The 17,371-nt window shown below is 42.7% G+C and carries 13 protein-coding genes and 1 tRNA gene; 6 read left to right on the plus strand and 8 right to left on the minus strand.

Going from position 1 to position 17,371, the window contains the following annotated elements:
- Together MmiAt1_RS06545 and MmiAt1_RS06550 are read left to right on the plus strand one after the other, a co-directional pair.
- The coding region (locus tag MmiAt1_RS06545) for an InlB B-repeat-containing protein (RefSeq protein WP_318786087.1) at window positions 1–1,943 on the plus strand (1,943 nt) is incomplete at its 5' end.
- Between the two features lie 353 nt (window positions 1,944–2,296).
- On the plus strand, window positions 2,297–3,706 hold the full coding sequence (locus MmiAt1_RS06550; RefSeq protein ID WP_318786088.1) for a tRNA(Ile)(2)-agmatinylcytidine synthase: 1,410 nt from the start codon (window positions 2,297–2,299) through the stop codon (window positions 3,704–3,706).
- Window positions 3,707–4,722: 1,016 nt separating this feature from the next.
- Here MmiAt1_RS06550 and MmiAt1_RS06555 read toward each other — a convergent pair.
- From MmiAt1_RS06555 to MmiAt1_RS06575, 5 genes are all read right to left on the minus strand, one after another.
- Window positions 4,723–6,441, minus strand: a complete 1,719-nt coding sequence (locus MmiAt1_RS06555) for an ATP-dependent DNA ligase (protein WP_318786089.1) — start codon at window positions 6,439–6,441, stop codon at window positions 4,723–4,725.
- A 74-nt stretch (window positions 6,442–6,515) separates the two neighbouring features.
- A complete protein-coding gene (locus MmiAt1_RS06560) occupies window positions 6,516–7,517 on the minus strand; it encodes a homoserine dehydrogenase (protein ID WP_318786090.1) in 1,002 nt (333 codons plus the stop codon).
- A 21-nt stretch (window positions 7,518–7,538) separates the two neighbouring features.
- Window positions 7,539–8,051, minus strand: coding sequence for an amino acid-binding protein (locus MmiAt1_RS06565; RefSeq protein ID WP_318786091.1), 513 nt, complete (start codon window positions 8,049–8,051; stop codon window positions 7,539–7,541).
- A gap of 413 nt (window positions 8,052–8,464) precedes the next feature.
- Window positions 8,465–9,169 (minus strand): CDGSH iron-sulfur domain-containing protein, encoded by a 705-nt coding sequence (locus MmiAt1_RS06570; RefSeq protein WP_318786092.1) that lies wholly within the window; start codon window positions 9,167–9,169, stop codon window positions 8,465–8,467.
- Between the two features lie 502 nt (window positions 9,170–9,671).
- Complete coding sequence (locus MmiAt1_RS06575; protein WP_318786093.1) at window positions 9,672–10,025, minus strand: desulfoferrodoxin family protein; 354 nt, start codon at window positions 10,023–10,025, stop codon at window positions 9,672–9,674.
- 1,006 nt (window positions 10,026–11,031) lie between these two features.
- Here MmiAt1_RS06575 and MmiAt1_RS06580 point away from each other — a divergent pair.
- Complete coding sequence (locus MmiAt1_RS06580) at window positions 11,032–12,369, plus strand: cytochrome ubiquinol oxidase subunit I (RefSeq protein WP_318786094.1); 1,338 nt, start codon at window positions 11,032–11,034, stop codon at window positions 12,367–12,369.
- Entirely contained in the window at window positions 12,362–13,393 is a 1,032-nt protein-coding gene (cydB, locus tag MmiAt1_RS06585; protein WP_318786095.1) for a cytochrome d ubiquinol oxidase subunit II, read from the plus strand. Before MmiAt1_RS06580 ends, cydB begins: the two co-directional genes overlap by 8 nt.
- A 337-nt stretch (window positions 13,394–13,730) precedes the next feature.
- Here the strand turns inward: cydB and MmiAt1_RS06590 are convergent, their stop codons facing one another.
- Window positions 13,731–14,018: a putative quinol monooxygenase gene (locus MmiAt1_RS06590; protein ID WP_318786096.1), complete on the minus strand. Its 288-nt coding sequence runs from the start codon at window positions 14,016–14,018 to the stop codon at window positions 13,731–13,733.
- A 160-nt stretch (window positions 14,019–14,178) separates the two neighbouring features.
- Complete coding sequence (locus MmiAt1_RS06595; RefSeq protein WP_318786097.1) at window positions 14,179–14,544, minus strand: hypothetical protein; 366 nt, start codon at window positions 14,542–14,544, stop codon at window positions 14,179–14,181.
- A gap of 152 nt (window positions 14,545–14,696) precedes the next feature.
- On the opposite strand from MmiAt1_RS06595, the gene MmiAt1_RS06600 reads away from it, so the two are divergent.
- A tRNA-Trp gene (locus tag MmiAt1_RS06600) sits at window positions 14,697–14,891 on the plus strand.
- A 166-nt stretch (window positions 14,892–15,057) separates the two neighbouring features.
- On the plus strand, window positions 15,058–16,404 hold the full coding sequence (locus MmiAt1_RS06605; protein ID WP_318786098.1) for a Fic family protein: 1,347 nt from the start codon (window positions 15,058–15,060) through the stop codon (window positions 16,402–16,404).
- A gap of 55 nt (window positions 16,405–16,459) precedes the next feature.
- Here MmiAt1_RS06605 and MmiAt1_RS06610 read toward each other — a convergent pair whose 3' ends face one another.
- Window positions 16,460–17,176, minus strand: coding sequence for a slipin family protein (locus tag MmiAt1_RS06610; protein ID WP_420891291.1), 717 nt, complete (start codon window positions 17,174–17,176; stop codon window positions 16,460–16,462).
- Window positions 17,177–17,371: the final 195 nt, after the last annotated feature.

Raw genomic sequence — 17,371 nt, forward strand, 5'->3', positions numbered from 1 at the left:
ATTCTGCAACTTACTCTATTGCTTCCGCTGCTGCTTCTGATGCCGATACCTATCACGTTCGCGTGATTGACAGCGGCACATACGCTGACGGTTCCGGTACTTTGACTGTTTACGGCTCCGGTACTCATTCGGTTGCCGTGAACAATGCAAATGTGGCTGTCGGCGAACCTGCAACGTTTACTGCAGATGTTACCGGCGGATCAGGCACTTACACTTATGAATGGTACGACAACGGCGTTTTAATTCCGAGTGAAACCGGTTCAAGTTTAAGTTTCATTGCTTCCGCCGGTGATGACGGTCATATCTACAAAGTTCGTGTGATTGACGGCAGCACCTACGCTGACGGTTCCGGTACATTGACTGTTCTCAGTGCAGGCACTTACAAACTTATTTTCGATCCAAATGCAGGTGCAGGCGGCACAGGGACACCATTTGAAGTGTATCCTCTCGCTTCCGGTGAAAAATACCAGCTTCCCGATGAGTCCGATGTCGGCTTTTCAAACTCCGGTTATATCTTAATCGGTTGGTCTGAAACAACAAGTCCGGCGCCGAACCAAATTGATTATCTCACAGGTGAAATTTTCACAATGCCTGTAAACAACGTAATTCTCTACGCTGTTTGGGGAGATATCACAACCTACACGCATTCAATTGAATACTATCCGAATGGTGCTGATGTACCTTCAGGAAATACTCCGGCAATTGAATATTTCCAAGGCGATGCTCCAGTTCAATTGAAATCTTCGGCAGATTTAGGATTTGAAAAAGCAGATCATGTAATTACAAGTTGGTCTGATGGCTCGACTGAGTATGATATAACAGATTCTGTAACACCCGGTCCCTTAGCAACACCTTTGCAACTTTATGCAGGTTGGGAAGAAGGTGAATACAAAGTCACGTATGTGTCAGCCGGAACTATTGAAGAAGGTATGCCGGATGATGTCAGAGCTAACGAAAATGATCCTGTGTCTGTTTTCGAAGAAAGTACGAAAAATTTGTTCAGAATCGGTTACGAATTTGACGGCTGGATTGTCACACCTTCTCCTGTGGATTTGACAGCTCCTCAAGTTCGAACGGGTGTCGACAAATTAACCGGAAACGGCAGTGAAATATTCACCATGCCTGCGCATGATGTTGTTCTTACAGCAGATTGGATTGACAGAACAAGTGACAGTTTCGAAGTTAAATACGATGGCAACGGGTACACCGGCACTGTTCCGGCAGACTGCACTTATCAATACAACGAAAAAGTCACCGTTGAGTCTTCATCAGGAATGAATTATGACGGCTATACTTTCAAAAATTGGAATACAGAAGCACATGGAACCGGAATATCCTACAATGACGGTGAAACTTTCAGAATCACTGATAACGTTGTAACGCTTTATGCCCAATGGCAAAGAACCGGTGGTTCCGGAGGCAGCGGACATGGTGGTCCTGCAGTCATTGTTGATAATGGAAACGGCGAATCTTCTGATCCCTCCGATTCTTCCAATGTTTCCGGAAATAGTTCTGACACCGGCTTTGAAACACCGCTTGCAGCCATTGTAACAATAAAAGTGGTTGACAGAGATAATCCCTCAAAAGTTTTGGACGCAGCGTTTGAACTTTTGGATGCAAACGGCAACAAGAGGGTTTATTCAACGACTTCCGGATTGGCAGACATTGAATTAGAGCCGGGAACATACCGTCTCTACGAAACAAAAGCACCGACAGGCTATCGCTTGTTGAAAGACTTCATTGAACTCACCGTCAATGAAGATATGACCATTCAGGAAGTTGACGGATTGGTTCAAAGCACCGAATCGCCTGAAATTTATGAGTTGGTCATTTTCAAAGATTCAACAAACTCTGCGGTGTATTACTTCCTGCTGATTTTGGTATTGTTGGCAATTCTATTGTTTGTTTACAAAAAAATTCGTGACAAAAAAGAAGAACAATAATGCCAAAGTCTAAAATAAAAACGAAACAAAAACGATTCAACTCCAACACATGAGTCGCAAAAACTTAAAAAATCAGTAAAAAACCGGTCTCTTTTTGAGGCCGGTCATTTTTTTATTTTCTTATTTTTTAATTAACCAAATCGTTCGGTTCTTTTTTCATTTGTTCATTTTAAGATCTTTATCCCGTTCAGCTTGCCGCCGCCCGCCCGCGAGCCGCACAAATTTTTGAAATCAATCAACCCGATCCCCGTTTTTGAAATCCATCAATCGGATCCCCGTTTTTGAATTCTTTTTTACGATTCCAATTTTGGGTATAAGAATCTAAAAATAATTTGCCGTTCTTTGAAGTGTTGATGCTGATCGGACTCGACGACACGGATTCAAATGAAGGAATGTGCACGACCTATCTTGCCGCGCTGCTGGCGGACGAGCTGAAAGTTTTCGGAAACATTATTGGTTATCCTTATTTGATTCGCCTGAATCCGACCATTCCTTACAAGACGCGCGGAAACGCGGCGCTCGGAATTGAACTCCGGCTTTTTGAGGAAACGCCTCAGGTTAAAGCCGATCTCATTTCTCACGTGACATCCCGAATTGAAACTTATGCCGACATTTCCTGTGACAAAACAAATCCCGGCGCGGTTTTTATTTTTGACGATGCTTACGGGGCTTTAAAAAAGCCGTCGGGCGTTTTTTTCCAAAAAGCCGTGACGGATGTTATTGAAATTGAAGAAGCATTTGAATTCTTAAACCATTTCGAGTCCGAATCTGAATTCCCGGATTCCGTTTTTCATATGTCTTTGAAAAACGGCCGCGGTTTAATCGGCTCCTTGGCCGTTTGCGGCGCGATGCTGAATTCTGATCAAAACCCGGGTCAAAATCCTAATCAAAATTCGGATCAAAATCCCGGTCAAAATCCTAATCAAAATCTTAATCAAAATTTTGATTTTACTTACGAATATTTGGCCTACCGCCTGCCCTCCAATTGGGGAAACCGCGGCGGACCCGGTCGATTTGTTGACGTCGAAAGCTTAATTCTTGCCGACAAAATGACGGCGCCCGAAACCTGGGACACGATTGATTTTTCCAAAAAAACAAAACCGTTTCCGGTTTGTGTTCCCGGCGGCAGCGATCCCGTTTTATTCGGAATTCGCGGAAATTCGGCCGAATCCGTTTCAAAGGCCGCCGATTATGTCTTTTCCGAAGAAATTGAACGGAGCCAAATCTTTAAAACAAATCAGGGGACGGACGCTCATCTGATTTTTGCAGAATCTTTTGACGAAATGAAGCCGTTTCATTCTTATATTCTTGAAGGAACCGTTCATTCAAAGTCCGAAACAATTGAAGGCGGACACGATATCTTTCTGGTTCGGGACAAGAACGGCAATTTTTTGAAATGCGCCGCCTTTGAGCCGACAGGCGATTTCAGGCATATCATTCGAAAACTCATTTCAGGCGATGAAATCCGTGTTTACGGCAGCTTCAAAAACGATACGCTGAATCTTGAAAAAATCAAAATTTTAAAACTTGCCGAAGCGTTCAAATTTGACAACCCATTTTGTCCGGTCTGCGGCAAAAAAACAGAATCCGCCGGAGTCGGCCAGGGATTTCGGTGCAGAAAATGCAAAACAAAAGCCGAATCCAAAATTCAGCTTTCCGTTCCCCGAAAAATCAATGCCGGCTGGTATGAAGTTTCGCCGTCGGCAAGACGGCATTTATCAAAACCGCTGATCCGATATTCAAAAGAAGAATTGGAATGCTGAAACGGCTGATATCAAATTATTAAAAACAAACATCGTCTTTCTTTAATTTTCAAAAATTTGAACTCCGTTTTTTACTTGAACTTCCAAGTCTTTTAATCATTTATTTTTCGGGTTTTATCGGGAGTTCAGGTTTGCTAAAAAATTCGAAAAACCGATGTTTCGGCTTGAAACAATACAGCAAACCCCGCTCCAAATTACGAATTTCGGGCGGCGCGAAGCGGCGAACGAAATCGGAATTTGGAGAGGTTTTCAAAAAAAATGAAAATTTAAAAGGAAACAATATGGGTCTTAAAAATTAATGATAATACTTGATTTGTGTTTTCGTTGAATTCGCGGGACGAATCTCCAACTCCTCCTTTTGCTCACTTCGTTCACAAAACTCGTCGTTGGAGGTGGTTGTTTTGGTTTTTCAATAATTTATCAAAGAACTGAAACATCGATTTTTATCAATTTTCAAAAAAATTGAACTCCGTTTTTTGCTTGAGCTGTCTTCTGGTTATTGTTTTTTCCGGTTTTATCGGGAGTTCGGGTTTGCCGAAAATTTGAAAAACGGATGTTTCGGTTCAAAACAAATACAGCAAACCCCACTCCAAATTACGAATTTCGGGCGGCGCGAAGCGGCGAACGAAATCGTAATTTGGAGAGGTTTTTCAAAAAAAAGAAAAATTAAAGAAAAATCGTAAGCGTTTGAAATTCAAATAAATTCATCCCGATTGTATTTTCGTTAAATTCATGGGACGAATCTCCAACTCCTCTTTTTGCTCACTTCGTTCACAAAACTCGCCGTTGGAGGTTGTTTTTTGGTTTTTTTCAACTTTCAAAAATTTGAACTCCGTTTTTTGCTTGAGCTTCTCCCGGATATTATTTTTCAAGGTTTTATCGGGAGTTCGGGTTTGCCGAAAATTCATAAAATCAATTCATTTTCAATGAAAAATTATAATAAATTGCCGCGTGTGTGCGCGTCCGATATCGCTTCTGTAGCATTACACCTCTGCAGCATTACCGCCTCTGCAGCATTACTCTTTTTGGTTCTGTCCCTGATACATCCGCTCAATCTTTTCAATCGTATCGATTTCTTCAACCGTTTTATCGTCCCGAACTCTGACAAGTCTCGGGAACCGGAGCGCGTACCCTGCCGGATAATTCGGACTTTTTTGAATCTCTTCAAAAGCTACTTCAAAAACAACTTCCGGCTTTATTTTGAGCATCACGCCGTTTTCGGCTTCAATCAAATCCGAAAACTGTTCTGTGAGCGCGTCCAAAAGCTCGTCGCTGAGACCCGTTCCGACGCGGCCGATTTCAAGAAATACATTTTTAACATTGTCATAGCACGCCAAAACGTAGGATCCGATTTTGTTTTTGCGTTTTCCCGAACCCCATTCGCCGCCGATGACAACCAAATCCAGCGTATCCATCACCGGTTTTTTCTTCAGCCAGTTTTTCCCGCGCTTTCCCGGCGAATACGGCGAATTCGGATTTTTAATCATAATCCCTTCATGACCCGCAGCAAGCGCCGCCTGATAAATTTCTGCGGCCGCTTCGGGATCTTTTGTAATTGTCAAATCATCGACACTGATTCCTTTTGCGCCGGGCCTGACAATTCCCGATAATTTTTTCCGACGTTCCGTCAGCGGTTTTTCGATATAACTTTCCCCGTCGGCATACAGCAAATCAAACAAATTGACATGAATCGGAATGTCTCGGGACGTGTTTTCAACATCATATTTGCGGCGGAAACGGCGCAGAATATCCTGAAACGGTCTCGGGTGTCCGTTCTCGTCAATCGCAACAGCTTCCCCGTCCAAAACGGCGTCCTTTGCGGTCACAGCATCGGCAACATAAGAAACAACATCCGGAAGCGAATTTGTCACATCTTCCAAACGCCGGGTAAAAAGATGAATTTCATCGCCCGTTTTATGAATCTGAAGGCGCGCGCCGTCAAATTTCCATTCAACAGCCGCTTCGTCCAGCTCGGCAAACGCTGCCTCAATACTGTTTGTCACCTGCGCCAGCATCATCTTGACCGGGCGGTTGACTTGAATATGCTGATGAGAAATCGCTTCGATACCGCCTTTTTTAGCGGCGGCGGCCACTTCTCCCAAATCATTGGTGACCATAAACGCAAATTCCACGTTGGAAACAGGAACATCAAATGCTTTGGCAATCGAATCTCTGACGATTCCTTCCCCGATTCCGATACGCAGCTCTTCAAGCGCAATTCTTGAAATGTATTTGGCTTCAACAGGCGTTGACTCCGAAAACAGATACTGAAGACTTTTTATCTTTTGAGACTGGGCGCCTTTTCCCGACGCGTCGGCGATTTCTTTCAAACGGTCATACACATCGCGGACAGATAATTTTCCTTTAGACCCGGAATCGCTTTCGTTTTCTTCTTCAAAAAAGCTTGAAAAGGTCGATTGACTCTTTTTATCTTCAGAAAGCGCTCTGTAAGTGGTTTCCCCGACATCGCCGGTTTCACGGAGAAGCGTTTTGATTTTGTCAAGTGAAATGCCGGCCGCCTTTGAAAGCGCCGAATAAAGCAAATTCGGCCCGAGCCCCAGCTTTTTGCCGGTCCAGGCAGGAAAGATTTCGCCCATCACCATATAACAAGATACGGCAAGCTCGTCATCATCAACGTTTTTTAAAAATTCCGAGAACACGTCGGTCATTTCAAGGGATCCCGGAATGTTTTCAATTTTTATGCAAAGGTCGGCAAATTCTGAAAATTGAGTCATTTTTCAGTCTCTTTTTTTGTCTTTTCTCTTATGCAGTTTCTGCTGTCTGTTTATTTTCTGCAGAATCAGCAGAATCAATCTTCTTTGTAAATGGAAATGATATCGCTCAAAATCGCGCTGGCTGTTTCAACAGATCCCGCACCTTTTCCGGTGACCGTGATTTCGCCGGCCAAATCCGTCTGAATTGTTGCGACATTCAAAGTGCCGCTGACGGAAAGCGGATGTCCGATCGGAACAAGGCGCGGCGAAACTGTCAGACTGCCGTCTTTTTTCACTTCGCCGATTAATTTAATTGCTTTTCCGTTCTTTGTGCTCATCTCAAGCGCTTCATACGTCATCTGCGTAATGCCGGTTCGGTCGACATCATTGATGGTTTTGTTCATTCCGAAAACCGTGTTTGCCAAAATCACGACTTTTCCGGCGGTGTCAATGCCTTCCACATCATAAGTCGGATCGGTCTCGGCAATTCCCAAATCAACCGCTTCGGTTAAAATTTCCGAATACGCCGACTTTTCCTCCAGCATCCGCGTCAAAATATAATTGCAGGTGCCGTTGAAAATGCCTTTGATGCTCTCAATTTCATTGCCGGCCATCACTTCTTTTGTCAGATTAATAATCGGCATCGCGCCGCCGACAGTCGCTTCGTAGCGGAAGGCGCATCCGTTTTTGTCGGCAAGTTCGTTCAATTCTTTAAATTTCAAAGTCAGCGGCCCTTTGTTGGACGTGACGACATCCATTCCTTTTTCAAAAGCCGCTTCCATATTTAAAAGACCGGCGCCGCCCGTTACAACATCGGTCGGCGTGACTTCAATCACCAAATCATGGTCAATCTGCTCAATGACATCCAGTCCCGTCATTTCTTTTTCGGCAATGGTCTTTTTCTCGGATTTAACGGCCAGACATTTTTCCAAATCCAAACCGTTTTCATCAACAACGGCGCCTTTTGAATCCGTAATTGCCACCACTTTCAAATCAATTCCCGCATTGTTCAAATAATCCTTTTTCATTAACAAAACGCGGGCAACACCCTGTCCGATCGATCCGAATCCGATAATTGAAGCTTTAACTGTTTTCATTTTTCTCACTCCTCTTCCTTATTACTCCAATTCAATCGGAAGCACCAGCAAAAGGTCCTTTTCCTTTGTAATTTCTTTCAAAAGCGCAATCACTTTTTTCAATTCATCTTTTCCGATAACGCTGACTGTAATCGCAGCGGAAGTCGGCTCGTCAATTTCCGGCATGGAAAGCGACATGTCCGTTACCTCGGCAATGCCCGTTTCGTCAATCCGGCTGATTGTGTCCCGAATATCGGTATTCACAACATGCCCGATCATGATGACGGTAATCATTTCTCTGTATTTTTCTTCGCCGATTCGAAGAATGCGGATGCCTGTTTTTTCCATGTCTTCCTTAATTTTCTGAATCACGGGACTTTTGGCATCCAAAACCAGCTGAACCTGAACTTTGCCGCTGCCCGACTTTGTCGTCGAATTGGTTTTGTGATAGTGAAAAACCGATATTAAATTCGCCCTGTTGTTTGAAACAGGCTCAAGCGCCGCGATGAGCTGACCGGGCTCATCCTTCAGTTCAATGTCCATCGTCACTTTCATAAAAATTCCTCAAAACGAATGCCGCCGCTGAAAAATGCGCGGCCGTTCATAATATTATACGATAAATTCTTGCAGTAAATACGATTGTTATAATCCGCTCTTTATTTATTTTTGCTGGTTTACGCTTTGAGAAATAAACGCCAAAATCGAATTCCAATCTCCGAGTCATTCAAAAATCGGACGAGCCGCGCGCGCAGCACAGGCGAACAGCCGCATGAATGTCTAAAAAATGACTCGAAAATGAATTGAAAAACAGGATAAAATATCAAAAAATAATCAAGAAACAGAATTAGAATTAAAAATCAAGAAGCAGAATTAGAATTAAAAATCAAGAAACAGAATTAGAATTTAAAATACGATAAACAAAACCAAAAAATAAAGAAAATAAATGAAAAAATGAAAGATCAATTTTTTCATTTGTCAAATCCGATCATGTTTTTGCTGTTTCTGTGCCGGGTGTCGCAGAACGGTTTATTTTTGGATTCGCCGCAGCGGCAAAGTGTCACCCTATTCCGGATTTTGTACGTTTCGCCGTCGGCGCCTTCAATCGGAATGCCGCCCTTCACCCACAACGGCCCTTTGATTCCGAGTGCCGTGTCCTGCACCAATCCGATTTCCTGATCCAGTTCGGGTTCGTAAACCTTCCCTTCTTTATCGACCACTGTCAATCTTCCGGCTGCGCAGGCGCACGCTTCTTCAATCGCCATCTGTTTCAGATAATCCCGGTCCGAATTCTGAACGGCCCCCCAAACGCGCGGTCCGCGGTCACAGAACCGCAAAGAGGCACACAAACTTTCTTCGTCAATCAAAGTCAGCTCGGGTCCTTCGTAAACGCGCGTATTGGCTTCATCGCTTCCGTGCGTTGCTGTTTCCGTTCCGTCGAATTTTTTTCTCATCAGCCCGGCGGGTTTTTCGTGTGATCCGTCACAATACGGTTTGTTTTCAGAACGGCCGCAGCGGCAAAGATAATACGGTTCGGTCTGGTCGGGATACTTTTTCCCGTCTTTCCAGCTCACAGAAGTTCCGTCGTCGTCCGTCACAATAATGGATTGAACCAAAGGAATCTCCGGGCTGACCTCGTACGGGCCGTTTTCGGTGATTTTTATTTTCTTCGTCATTTCAGATAACTCCTTATCGGCACAGCTGATCGGTGCAGTGTCAACACTATAATTATCATTTCTATTATATAAAAATCATCTGTTGCATAAATTTACGAATCGCAATCAAAAATAAAAATCCTGTTTGATTGTTTCAAAACGGTGCCGTTCGCGCGCGGCGGCGTGCATTTAATACACGAGGGAAATTAAAACAGACTCGGGGGGAATCAAAACAGAATCAATGCAGCCGTAACGAAAACATAAAAGAAAAATAAAAGAAAAATAAAAGAAAATACAAAACATAAAGAAATATGAAAGAAAACAAAAAAATATGAAAGAAAACAAAAAAATATGAAAGAAAACAAAAAAATATGAAAGAAAACAAAAAAATAAAAACAAAATTGAAAAATGAAAGATAAAACAGTAAACAGATTTTAATTCATTTTTCAATTTGATTATAAGGTTTTTTAAGAATTTTTATTTAAGCTTTAAAGTAATAATTAAATCTCGAATTAAACTTGAATTAAAGCTCGAAAGTATTTTTCCACAAGCCGTGAATATTACAGTACGAAACCGCTCCGAGTGCTTTATATTGATCTAAGTCAAGCACTTTGAAAGTTGCCGTCGGGTCTGCCGTTGTCGGGGCAAAGTCTGCGCGTCCGATGTAAACAACCTGATCATTTTCTTTTTTAACGCCGTAAAGCTCAATCCAAACAATATGGTGTTCAAGTGTATTGGGGTGCGGCGTTTCTTTGCCGACCATAACGATGACCACATTATCGTGCGTGCCGTTGTGACCGCTTCCGCGTTCAATAACAGGAACGTGTTTTTCTTTTCCTTCAGCTTCGGGCGCTTTGAATAAAGCAGTAAAATCCATGTTTTTTTCTCCTCTCATCATGTCAAATGATGGTAACTTATTATTAAATTCAAATTTAAATATAAATTTATCTGAAAATGTTTTTTAAAACTTTATTTTAATTTACCGGTAATTCCGTACAGGCAATCCGCACAGACAATTCGGTTCGGGAACATTGAATGTTGTTTGAACGTTCTTTGAACATTGTGCGAATGTGTTTGAGCATTGTTTGAATCTTGTTTGAAAATTGTTTGAATGTGAACGTTGAGAATTCGTCTTTTGAAAATTAATAGTCTTTTAAAAATTAATAATCTTTTGAAAATTAATAGTCTTTTGAAAATTAATAACATCCGGGTGTTTGTTTGTTTTAAACCGTATTCGTTTTTCCGTTTTTTGTATGGTTTATTGTTTTTGGGTTGTTTTTGGGGTTGTTATTGGTTCGAATTGTTTTTTTATAGTTATGGGGTTGGGTTCTTTTCTATAAAAAATGTTTTTCCGGATTTCGTTTTTAATATGCCGTTTTTGGGGACTTATCCGATTTTACCGTTTTTCCCCGGATGTTTAATCTTCATTTAAATTCCTAGAGAATTTACAATTCATTTAGAGAATTTACAATACACTATTAGAAATAATTATTATTTAAAAGTTATGTTTAATAATCATTTAATAACTTGATTTTTAATAAATCCGTTCTGAAATTTCTGAAGACCTGTCATTTTATAACTCTTAAACAATTTTCAATTTTTTCTTTTTAAAGTGTTGCCCTCCTTTTTTTCATTCCGATGATTAGATTTTTATATTCTAATAATAATTACTATTAAGCAAAAATTTTTATAATCGTTAGGAATTATAAAAATTTCTGCATGAAAATTTCCGAATTTAAAGTCTAATTGTAAATCAAATATATATACATTCAAATTATAATACAAGTTGATATATATTTCATGGAAATATATTTGTAAAACTTGCCGCGGCAAGATTGGTTTGCACAGCTTTCAATTCATGATTTGAAAACAGGGTGACATTTATGATAGAAGATATCGTCTTATTAAGTCGGCTTCAATTCGCAATCACTGTCTTTTTCCACTTTATTTTCGTTCCGCTGACGATTGGTCTCGGCGCGATGGTTGCAGGGTTTGAAGTTAAATATTGGAAAACACAACAAGAAAAATGGAAGAAGTTGGCTCAATATTGGGGCAACCTCTTTAAGATTAATTTTGCGTTCGGCATCGTTACAGGTTTTGCCATGACGTTTCAGTTCGGAACCAATTGGGGACCGTACTCGGAGTTCATGGGCGATGTCTTCGCTTCCCCGCTCGCTTTAGAAGCGCTGATTGCTTTCTTTTTGGAAGCCACATTCTTCGGCATCTGGCTCTTTACAAGCCATAAAAGACCCAAACTCAAAGCCGTTTCCATGGTTTTGGTTGCCGTCGGCACAATGATTTCGGCAATCTGGATTATTACTGCAAACGCTTTCATGCAGCATCCGGTCGGCTATCAAATGGCCGCAGACGGCAGTAAAATTCTTCTCGCCGATTTCGGCGCCGTTTTGGCCAACCCGTACTTGTGGTACATGCTGATTCACACACTTTTGGCAGCTTATCTCCTGTCCGCCGTCTTTATGGTGGCCGTCAGCGGTTATTTCCTGCTCAAAAAATCCAATGTCGATATTTACAAAACATCCATGAAGCTCGGCGTTTATGTTTTGATTATTTCCGCCATTCTTCTCCCGACGCTCGGCATGTTTTACGGCCATTACGTCGGCGAAGTCCAGCCGGTCAAAGCCGCGGCAATGGAAGCCGTTTGGGAAAGCGGATCCGATAAACCGATGTATCTGTTCTCAATCCCGTCCGAATCCGAAGGTCGAAACCTTGTTCAAATCATCGGCATTCCTTATGTCGGAAGTTTCCTGCTGACAGGCGATTTCCACGGTGAAGTCACGGGTTTGAATGACATCGATCCGAATGATCGGCCCCCGGTGGCGCTGACATTTTACAGCTTCAGAATCATGGTGATGCTGGGCATTTTGTTCATCCTGGAAGCACTTGCCGGACTTTATTTGGTCCGCAAAGACCCGACGATGGAAAAACCCAATTCACGCAAATACATGAAGCTCATGCTGTACAGCTTGCCGCTTCCGTATCTTGCCATCATGTTCGGGTGGGCAGTCGCAGAAGTCGGCCGCCAGCCATGGATTGTTTACGGCCTTTACAGAACGTCCGAAGCGATTTCCGGCATCCCCGCGATTCAGATTTTGTTCTCGATGGGACTTTTGGTGCTGTTTTATCTGCTCTTGTTCGTCCTGTTCCTTTACCTGATGAAAAACGCCGTCGTCGCAGGCCCCGAGGTGAAAGACCATGCTTGATTACACACTTCTCATCAACATTTGGTTTGTTCTTTGGTGCGTCATCTGGGCGATTTATTTGGTCGCGGATTCGTTCCCGCTCGGCGCCGGCATGCTGGCCGCTTTCCTGCCGAAAAATATGCCTCAGACACTTCAGATCGCAAGATCCGTCGGTCCGTTTTGGGGCGGCAATCAGGTTTGGCTGATTCTGGCAGCCGGCGGCACGTTCGCAGCATTTCCGCTCATCTTCTCAAAGATGTTCACCTGGCTTTACATCCCGATGATGCTTCTGCTGGTCGCAATTATTTTGCGCGGCATTTGTATTGAGCTGATTTATCATGACGAAAATGAAAAGCTTCAGCAAATATTCCGCTACGGCTGGGCGCTCGGAAGTCTTTTGATTACGGTCGTCTTGGGCGTTGCGTTTACCAACTTCTTCAGAGGCATGGTCATCAACGCCGATTATGTGTATGAAGGCACGCTTCTCGGATTGTTCAGCGTGCATGCTCTGCTCGGCGCATTGCTGTTCGTTCTGCTCTTCCTGACCTCCGGCGCACTCTGGGTGGCTCACAAGACGGCAGGCGACATTTCCGTGCGGGCCGAAAGTTTCGGCAAAAAGAGTTCGGTTGCTGTTGCGGCAGTCGCTTTGATTTACATCCTGGCGCTCTTCAACACAGACGGATTTGCGGTCAACTACAACGCTTATCCGATTCTGTATGTGATTCCGGCAATTGCGGTCGTCTTTGCGCTGGCATGCATTTTGCTGACCTGGAAGAAATCTGATCGTCCGCTCTTTGCGTTCTTTGCAAATATCGGAACAATCTTCTTCGGCGTGGCAACCGGTGTCGTGTCGCTTTATCCGTACATCTTAAAATCAACAATCAATCCCGAGTACGGCGTCAGCATTTTTGCAGGCGCGTCAAGCCAGCTGACTCTTTCGCTGATGTTTTACGCAGCTTTGATTTTCGTTCCGATCGTGCTGATTTATCAGCTTTGGTCCTACACGAAATTCAAAGAGAAGATTCCGGAAAACGCATCCGAATAATTAAATTAAAAGATTTGTTGAATCGAAAAACAAATCGAATAGGCTGATTGAATCAAAAAATTGGATCGAAAAGCTAATTGAATCAAAAAATTGAATCGAAAAGCTAATTGAATCAAAAAATTGAATCGAAAAGCTAATTGAATCAAAAAGCTGAATAAAAAATCGAATAAAAAATTGAATAAAAAAAGGCGGAATCCGAAGTTTTCGGTCCGCCTTTTCTTTTTGTTTTTTGCTACTTTAGTGTTTATTGATTTTGTATCGTATTGATTTTCACAATACCGTTTTTGTTTACTTATTTATTTTTGTTTATTATTCCCGTGCGCCGGTTGATTAAAAATCAGTCCGCGACAGGATAAGTTTGAATGTCAAGCGCGGCTGCCATGAGCGGGCCGGCATCTTCGCCGAATTTGATAAAATGCGGCTCTTTTGTGTGCTTGTCCAGCATTTCGGGGCTTTCCCATTGCTCAATCATCATAAAAGAGTTCTCTTCTTCTGTGTTTTTGAAAAGCGCATAAGAAATGCATCCTTCGTCCCGGCGGCTGGCTGTAAGCAGCGGCTGGACTTTTTCTAAGAATTCTTCTTCCGTTCCCGGTTTAATTTTTATTACTGCATTGACAATAAGCATGGTACTCACCGATTAAAGTGTAAAATCTGGATGTTTATAAATCTTGCCGTAATTTATCATTTTTAAACATGATGAAATTTAAAAACGATGAGTACAGATTTGGAAGTTATAATTTCTATTTAAAAAAAGAAAAGATAAATTTTAAAATAAATTCATTCTTTTATTCGTCGCTTCCGCCGCCGCCTTCGCCGCTCGGGCTGCTGCCGTCGTCATTTCCGTCTCCGAAACCGCCGTCATCATTTCCGCGGCTTTCTTCGCCGAAATTATTTTCTTCGTCGGCGTTGCCGGATTTTCTTTCGTTTTCGCCTTCTTCAAAAACAGCGTCTTTCGCCCCTTTTTTTGCGGCAGCGTGTTCGTTATGCTCTTTCGTATGCTGTTCTTTAGCTTCCTGATATGAAATATATTCATTTCTTCTTTTCATCAAACGATACACATTCCGAATGATCATAATTGCAAAAATGACGATCAGAAGCACTAAAATCCAGTCAACAAGTGAAAAGCTGTTCCAAAATGTCCAAAATGCCATGGTCTCCCTCTTTTTTATGATTATGACCGTTAAGGCTATATTTAATTATTCTCTTTTAGGCAGACGAGGATTCAAAACCTTTATTACTTTTGAATTTCCTATTATGTTTCCTGTTCGCATTAACGAACAGAAAATTAAGATAAAACAATTGAGGGGCTGTGGCCTAACCTGGTAGGGCGATGGGCTCCAGCGGATATTTAATGATGAACAACGGGTCAACCGAGCACTTCCCGACGGGGAAATGCGATGAGGAGCCGTTGGAGCGCTGAAAGTGCTCGAAAGAGTGTCGATTCAATCGACAATTCGGAGAGACCCGTCGGTTGTGAGTTCAAATCTCACCGGCCCCACGTTTTATCTTTCGTTTTTGATTTCATATTTTTAAATGGCGAGCGAAAGCTTTCTGTTTTTATTCTTACATTTTTTATGTTTCATTTTTCAGATAAATTTAATTGCTTTTAGCTTCTATTGAATATGATTCATTCATAATCTATTGACAAATTGCGGTGCGGAAAAATGCAGACTCTGGAACAAAAATACAAAAAAGCGGAAGAAAACAATGAAAAATTGTTGTCGCTGCGCCCGCTGCCGGAAGGGACGCTGAAATCTCTGAAGGATTATTACCGCATCGGTTTGACATATTCAAGCAATGCGCTTGAAGGAAACAGTTTGACAGAATCCGAAACCAAAATTGTTATCGAAGACGGTTTAACAATCAACGGAAAACCGCTGCGTGACATTTACGAAGCGGTCGGACACGCAAAAGCGTATGACCGCCTCTGGCAGCTTGTGTCGCAGAAAAATTTACAAGAAGAAGACATTTTAGACCTTCACAAACTTTTTTATGAAATGATTGACCCGCAGCAAGCCGGCGTTTATCGTAAAATCCCCGTTGTTATCAGCGGGAGTTCATATGATGTAACGCCTGTCAAGCAAATCCCAAGACAAATGAAAGAATTTGTCAATTGGTTCAACCAAAATGAGCATCAATTGCATCCCGTTGAATTTGCTGCGCTTGTACACATAAAATTTGTTTTTATTCATCCTTTTATCGACGGAAACGGACGAGTTGCACGATTATTGATGAATTTGGCTTTAATTCGAAATCATTATTCTATTACCGTTATTCCTCCTCTGCTTCGATCAGAATACATTCGTTTTCTTGAAACAGCACATACCAATGATGAACCATTTAAAGAATTCATCGCCGACAGAATTATTGAAACGCAAAAAGATTTGCTCAGGCTTTTCAAAGAAGATTTGCAGTCACATGAGATACATGGCGATGCAGACAGCGGGGGACTTGGCGGTGCAGGCAGCGGCGGACTTGGCGGTGCAGGCAACGGCGGACTTGGCGGTGTAGGCAGCGGCGGACTTGGCGGTGTAGGCAACGGCGGATTTGGCGGTGCAGGCAGCAGCGGACTTGGCGGTGTAGGCAGCGGCGGGCTTGGCGGTGCAGACAATGGCGGGCTTGGCGGTGTAGGCAGCGGCGGACTTGACGATGTAAACAGCGGCGGATTTGGCGGTGCAGACAGCGACGGATTTGGCGGTGCAGACAGCGGCGGATTTGGCGGTGCAGACAGCGGCGGATTTGGCGGTGCAGACAGCGGCAGATTTGGCGGTGCAGACAGCGGCGGATTTGGCGGTGCAGGCAGCGGTGTAAATGGCGGCGGCAATTCTTGTCATAAAATCTTTGAAACGGTTAACCGGCATCCCGGAATGAACGCCCCGAAAATTGCCGATCATCTCGGTATCAGTTTGCGCACGACACAAAGATGTTTAAAAGAGTTTGTTGATAATCGCCAAATTGAATTCCGCGGCGCGCCTAAGACCGGCGGTTATTTTTTAGTTGATCAAAAATAAATTACTTAAAGATGAAAAACGGAAGAAGAAATTAAATTTTTCTTCCAATTCTTTTTCATGACTTGTTTTGTTTTCTTGCCGCCGTCGCGTTTGCCATTGCAATCATGTCGCCGGTATCGGTCGTGTTGGTGACGACAATCATATTCTTTTCGCGCGCGATTTCGGAGAGTGTCTGCAGTTCTCTGAGGCGGATTGCAACGGGAACCTCGTCATAAAGGGCGGCAGCATCACGCATTTTTGTTGCGGAAATCTGTTCGCCCTCCGCTAAAATAATTCTGGAGCGTTTCTCCCTTTCGGCTTCGGCCTGTTTTGCAATGGCGCGAAGCATAGAATCGGGCAGGCTGACATCGCGGATTGTCACGGAGGTGACGCGGATCCCCCACGGGTCAGTATCCCTGTCCAAAAGCTCCTGCAAATCGGAATTGACTTTTTCACGCTTCGTCAGCACTTCATCAAGTTCCATCTGTCCCAAAACATCGCGCAGTGTTGTCTGCGCGAGCATGGATGTCGCGTATTTGTAATTTTCAACTTCAGTGATTGCCATTTCCGGGTCAATCACTTTGTAATAGACAATGGCGTCCACTGTGATTGTCACGTTGTCTTTTGTGATAATATCCTGTTTCGGAACGTCAATGGTGACTGTTCTCATATCGATTTTTTCCGTTCTGTCAATAAACGGTGCCGTAAAAAACATTCCCGGCCCCTTGACGCCGTTTAATCGGCCTAATCTGAATATGACGACGCGCTCGTATTCTTTAATAATGTGAATCATTTCTTTTTGCCTCATTTGCTCGTGTTTCGAGTTCAATTTTTGATTTTAATTTTAATTTTGATTTTTAATTTGATTTTTAATTTGGTTTTTAATTTTAATTTTGATTTTTCGTTTTTATTCGATTATTTATTTTATTTTTATTGAATTTGAATCTCCAATCCGAATATTTGATAGAACTTTCTGCTTAATCAGTTT

This window comes from Methanimicrococcus hacksteinii (assembly GCF_032714515.1).
Taxonomy (GTDB): Archaea; Halobacteriota; Methanosarcinia; order Methanosarcinales; family Methanosarcinaceae; genus Methanimicrococcus; species Methanimicrococcus hacksteinii.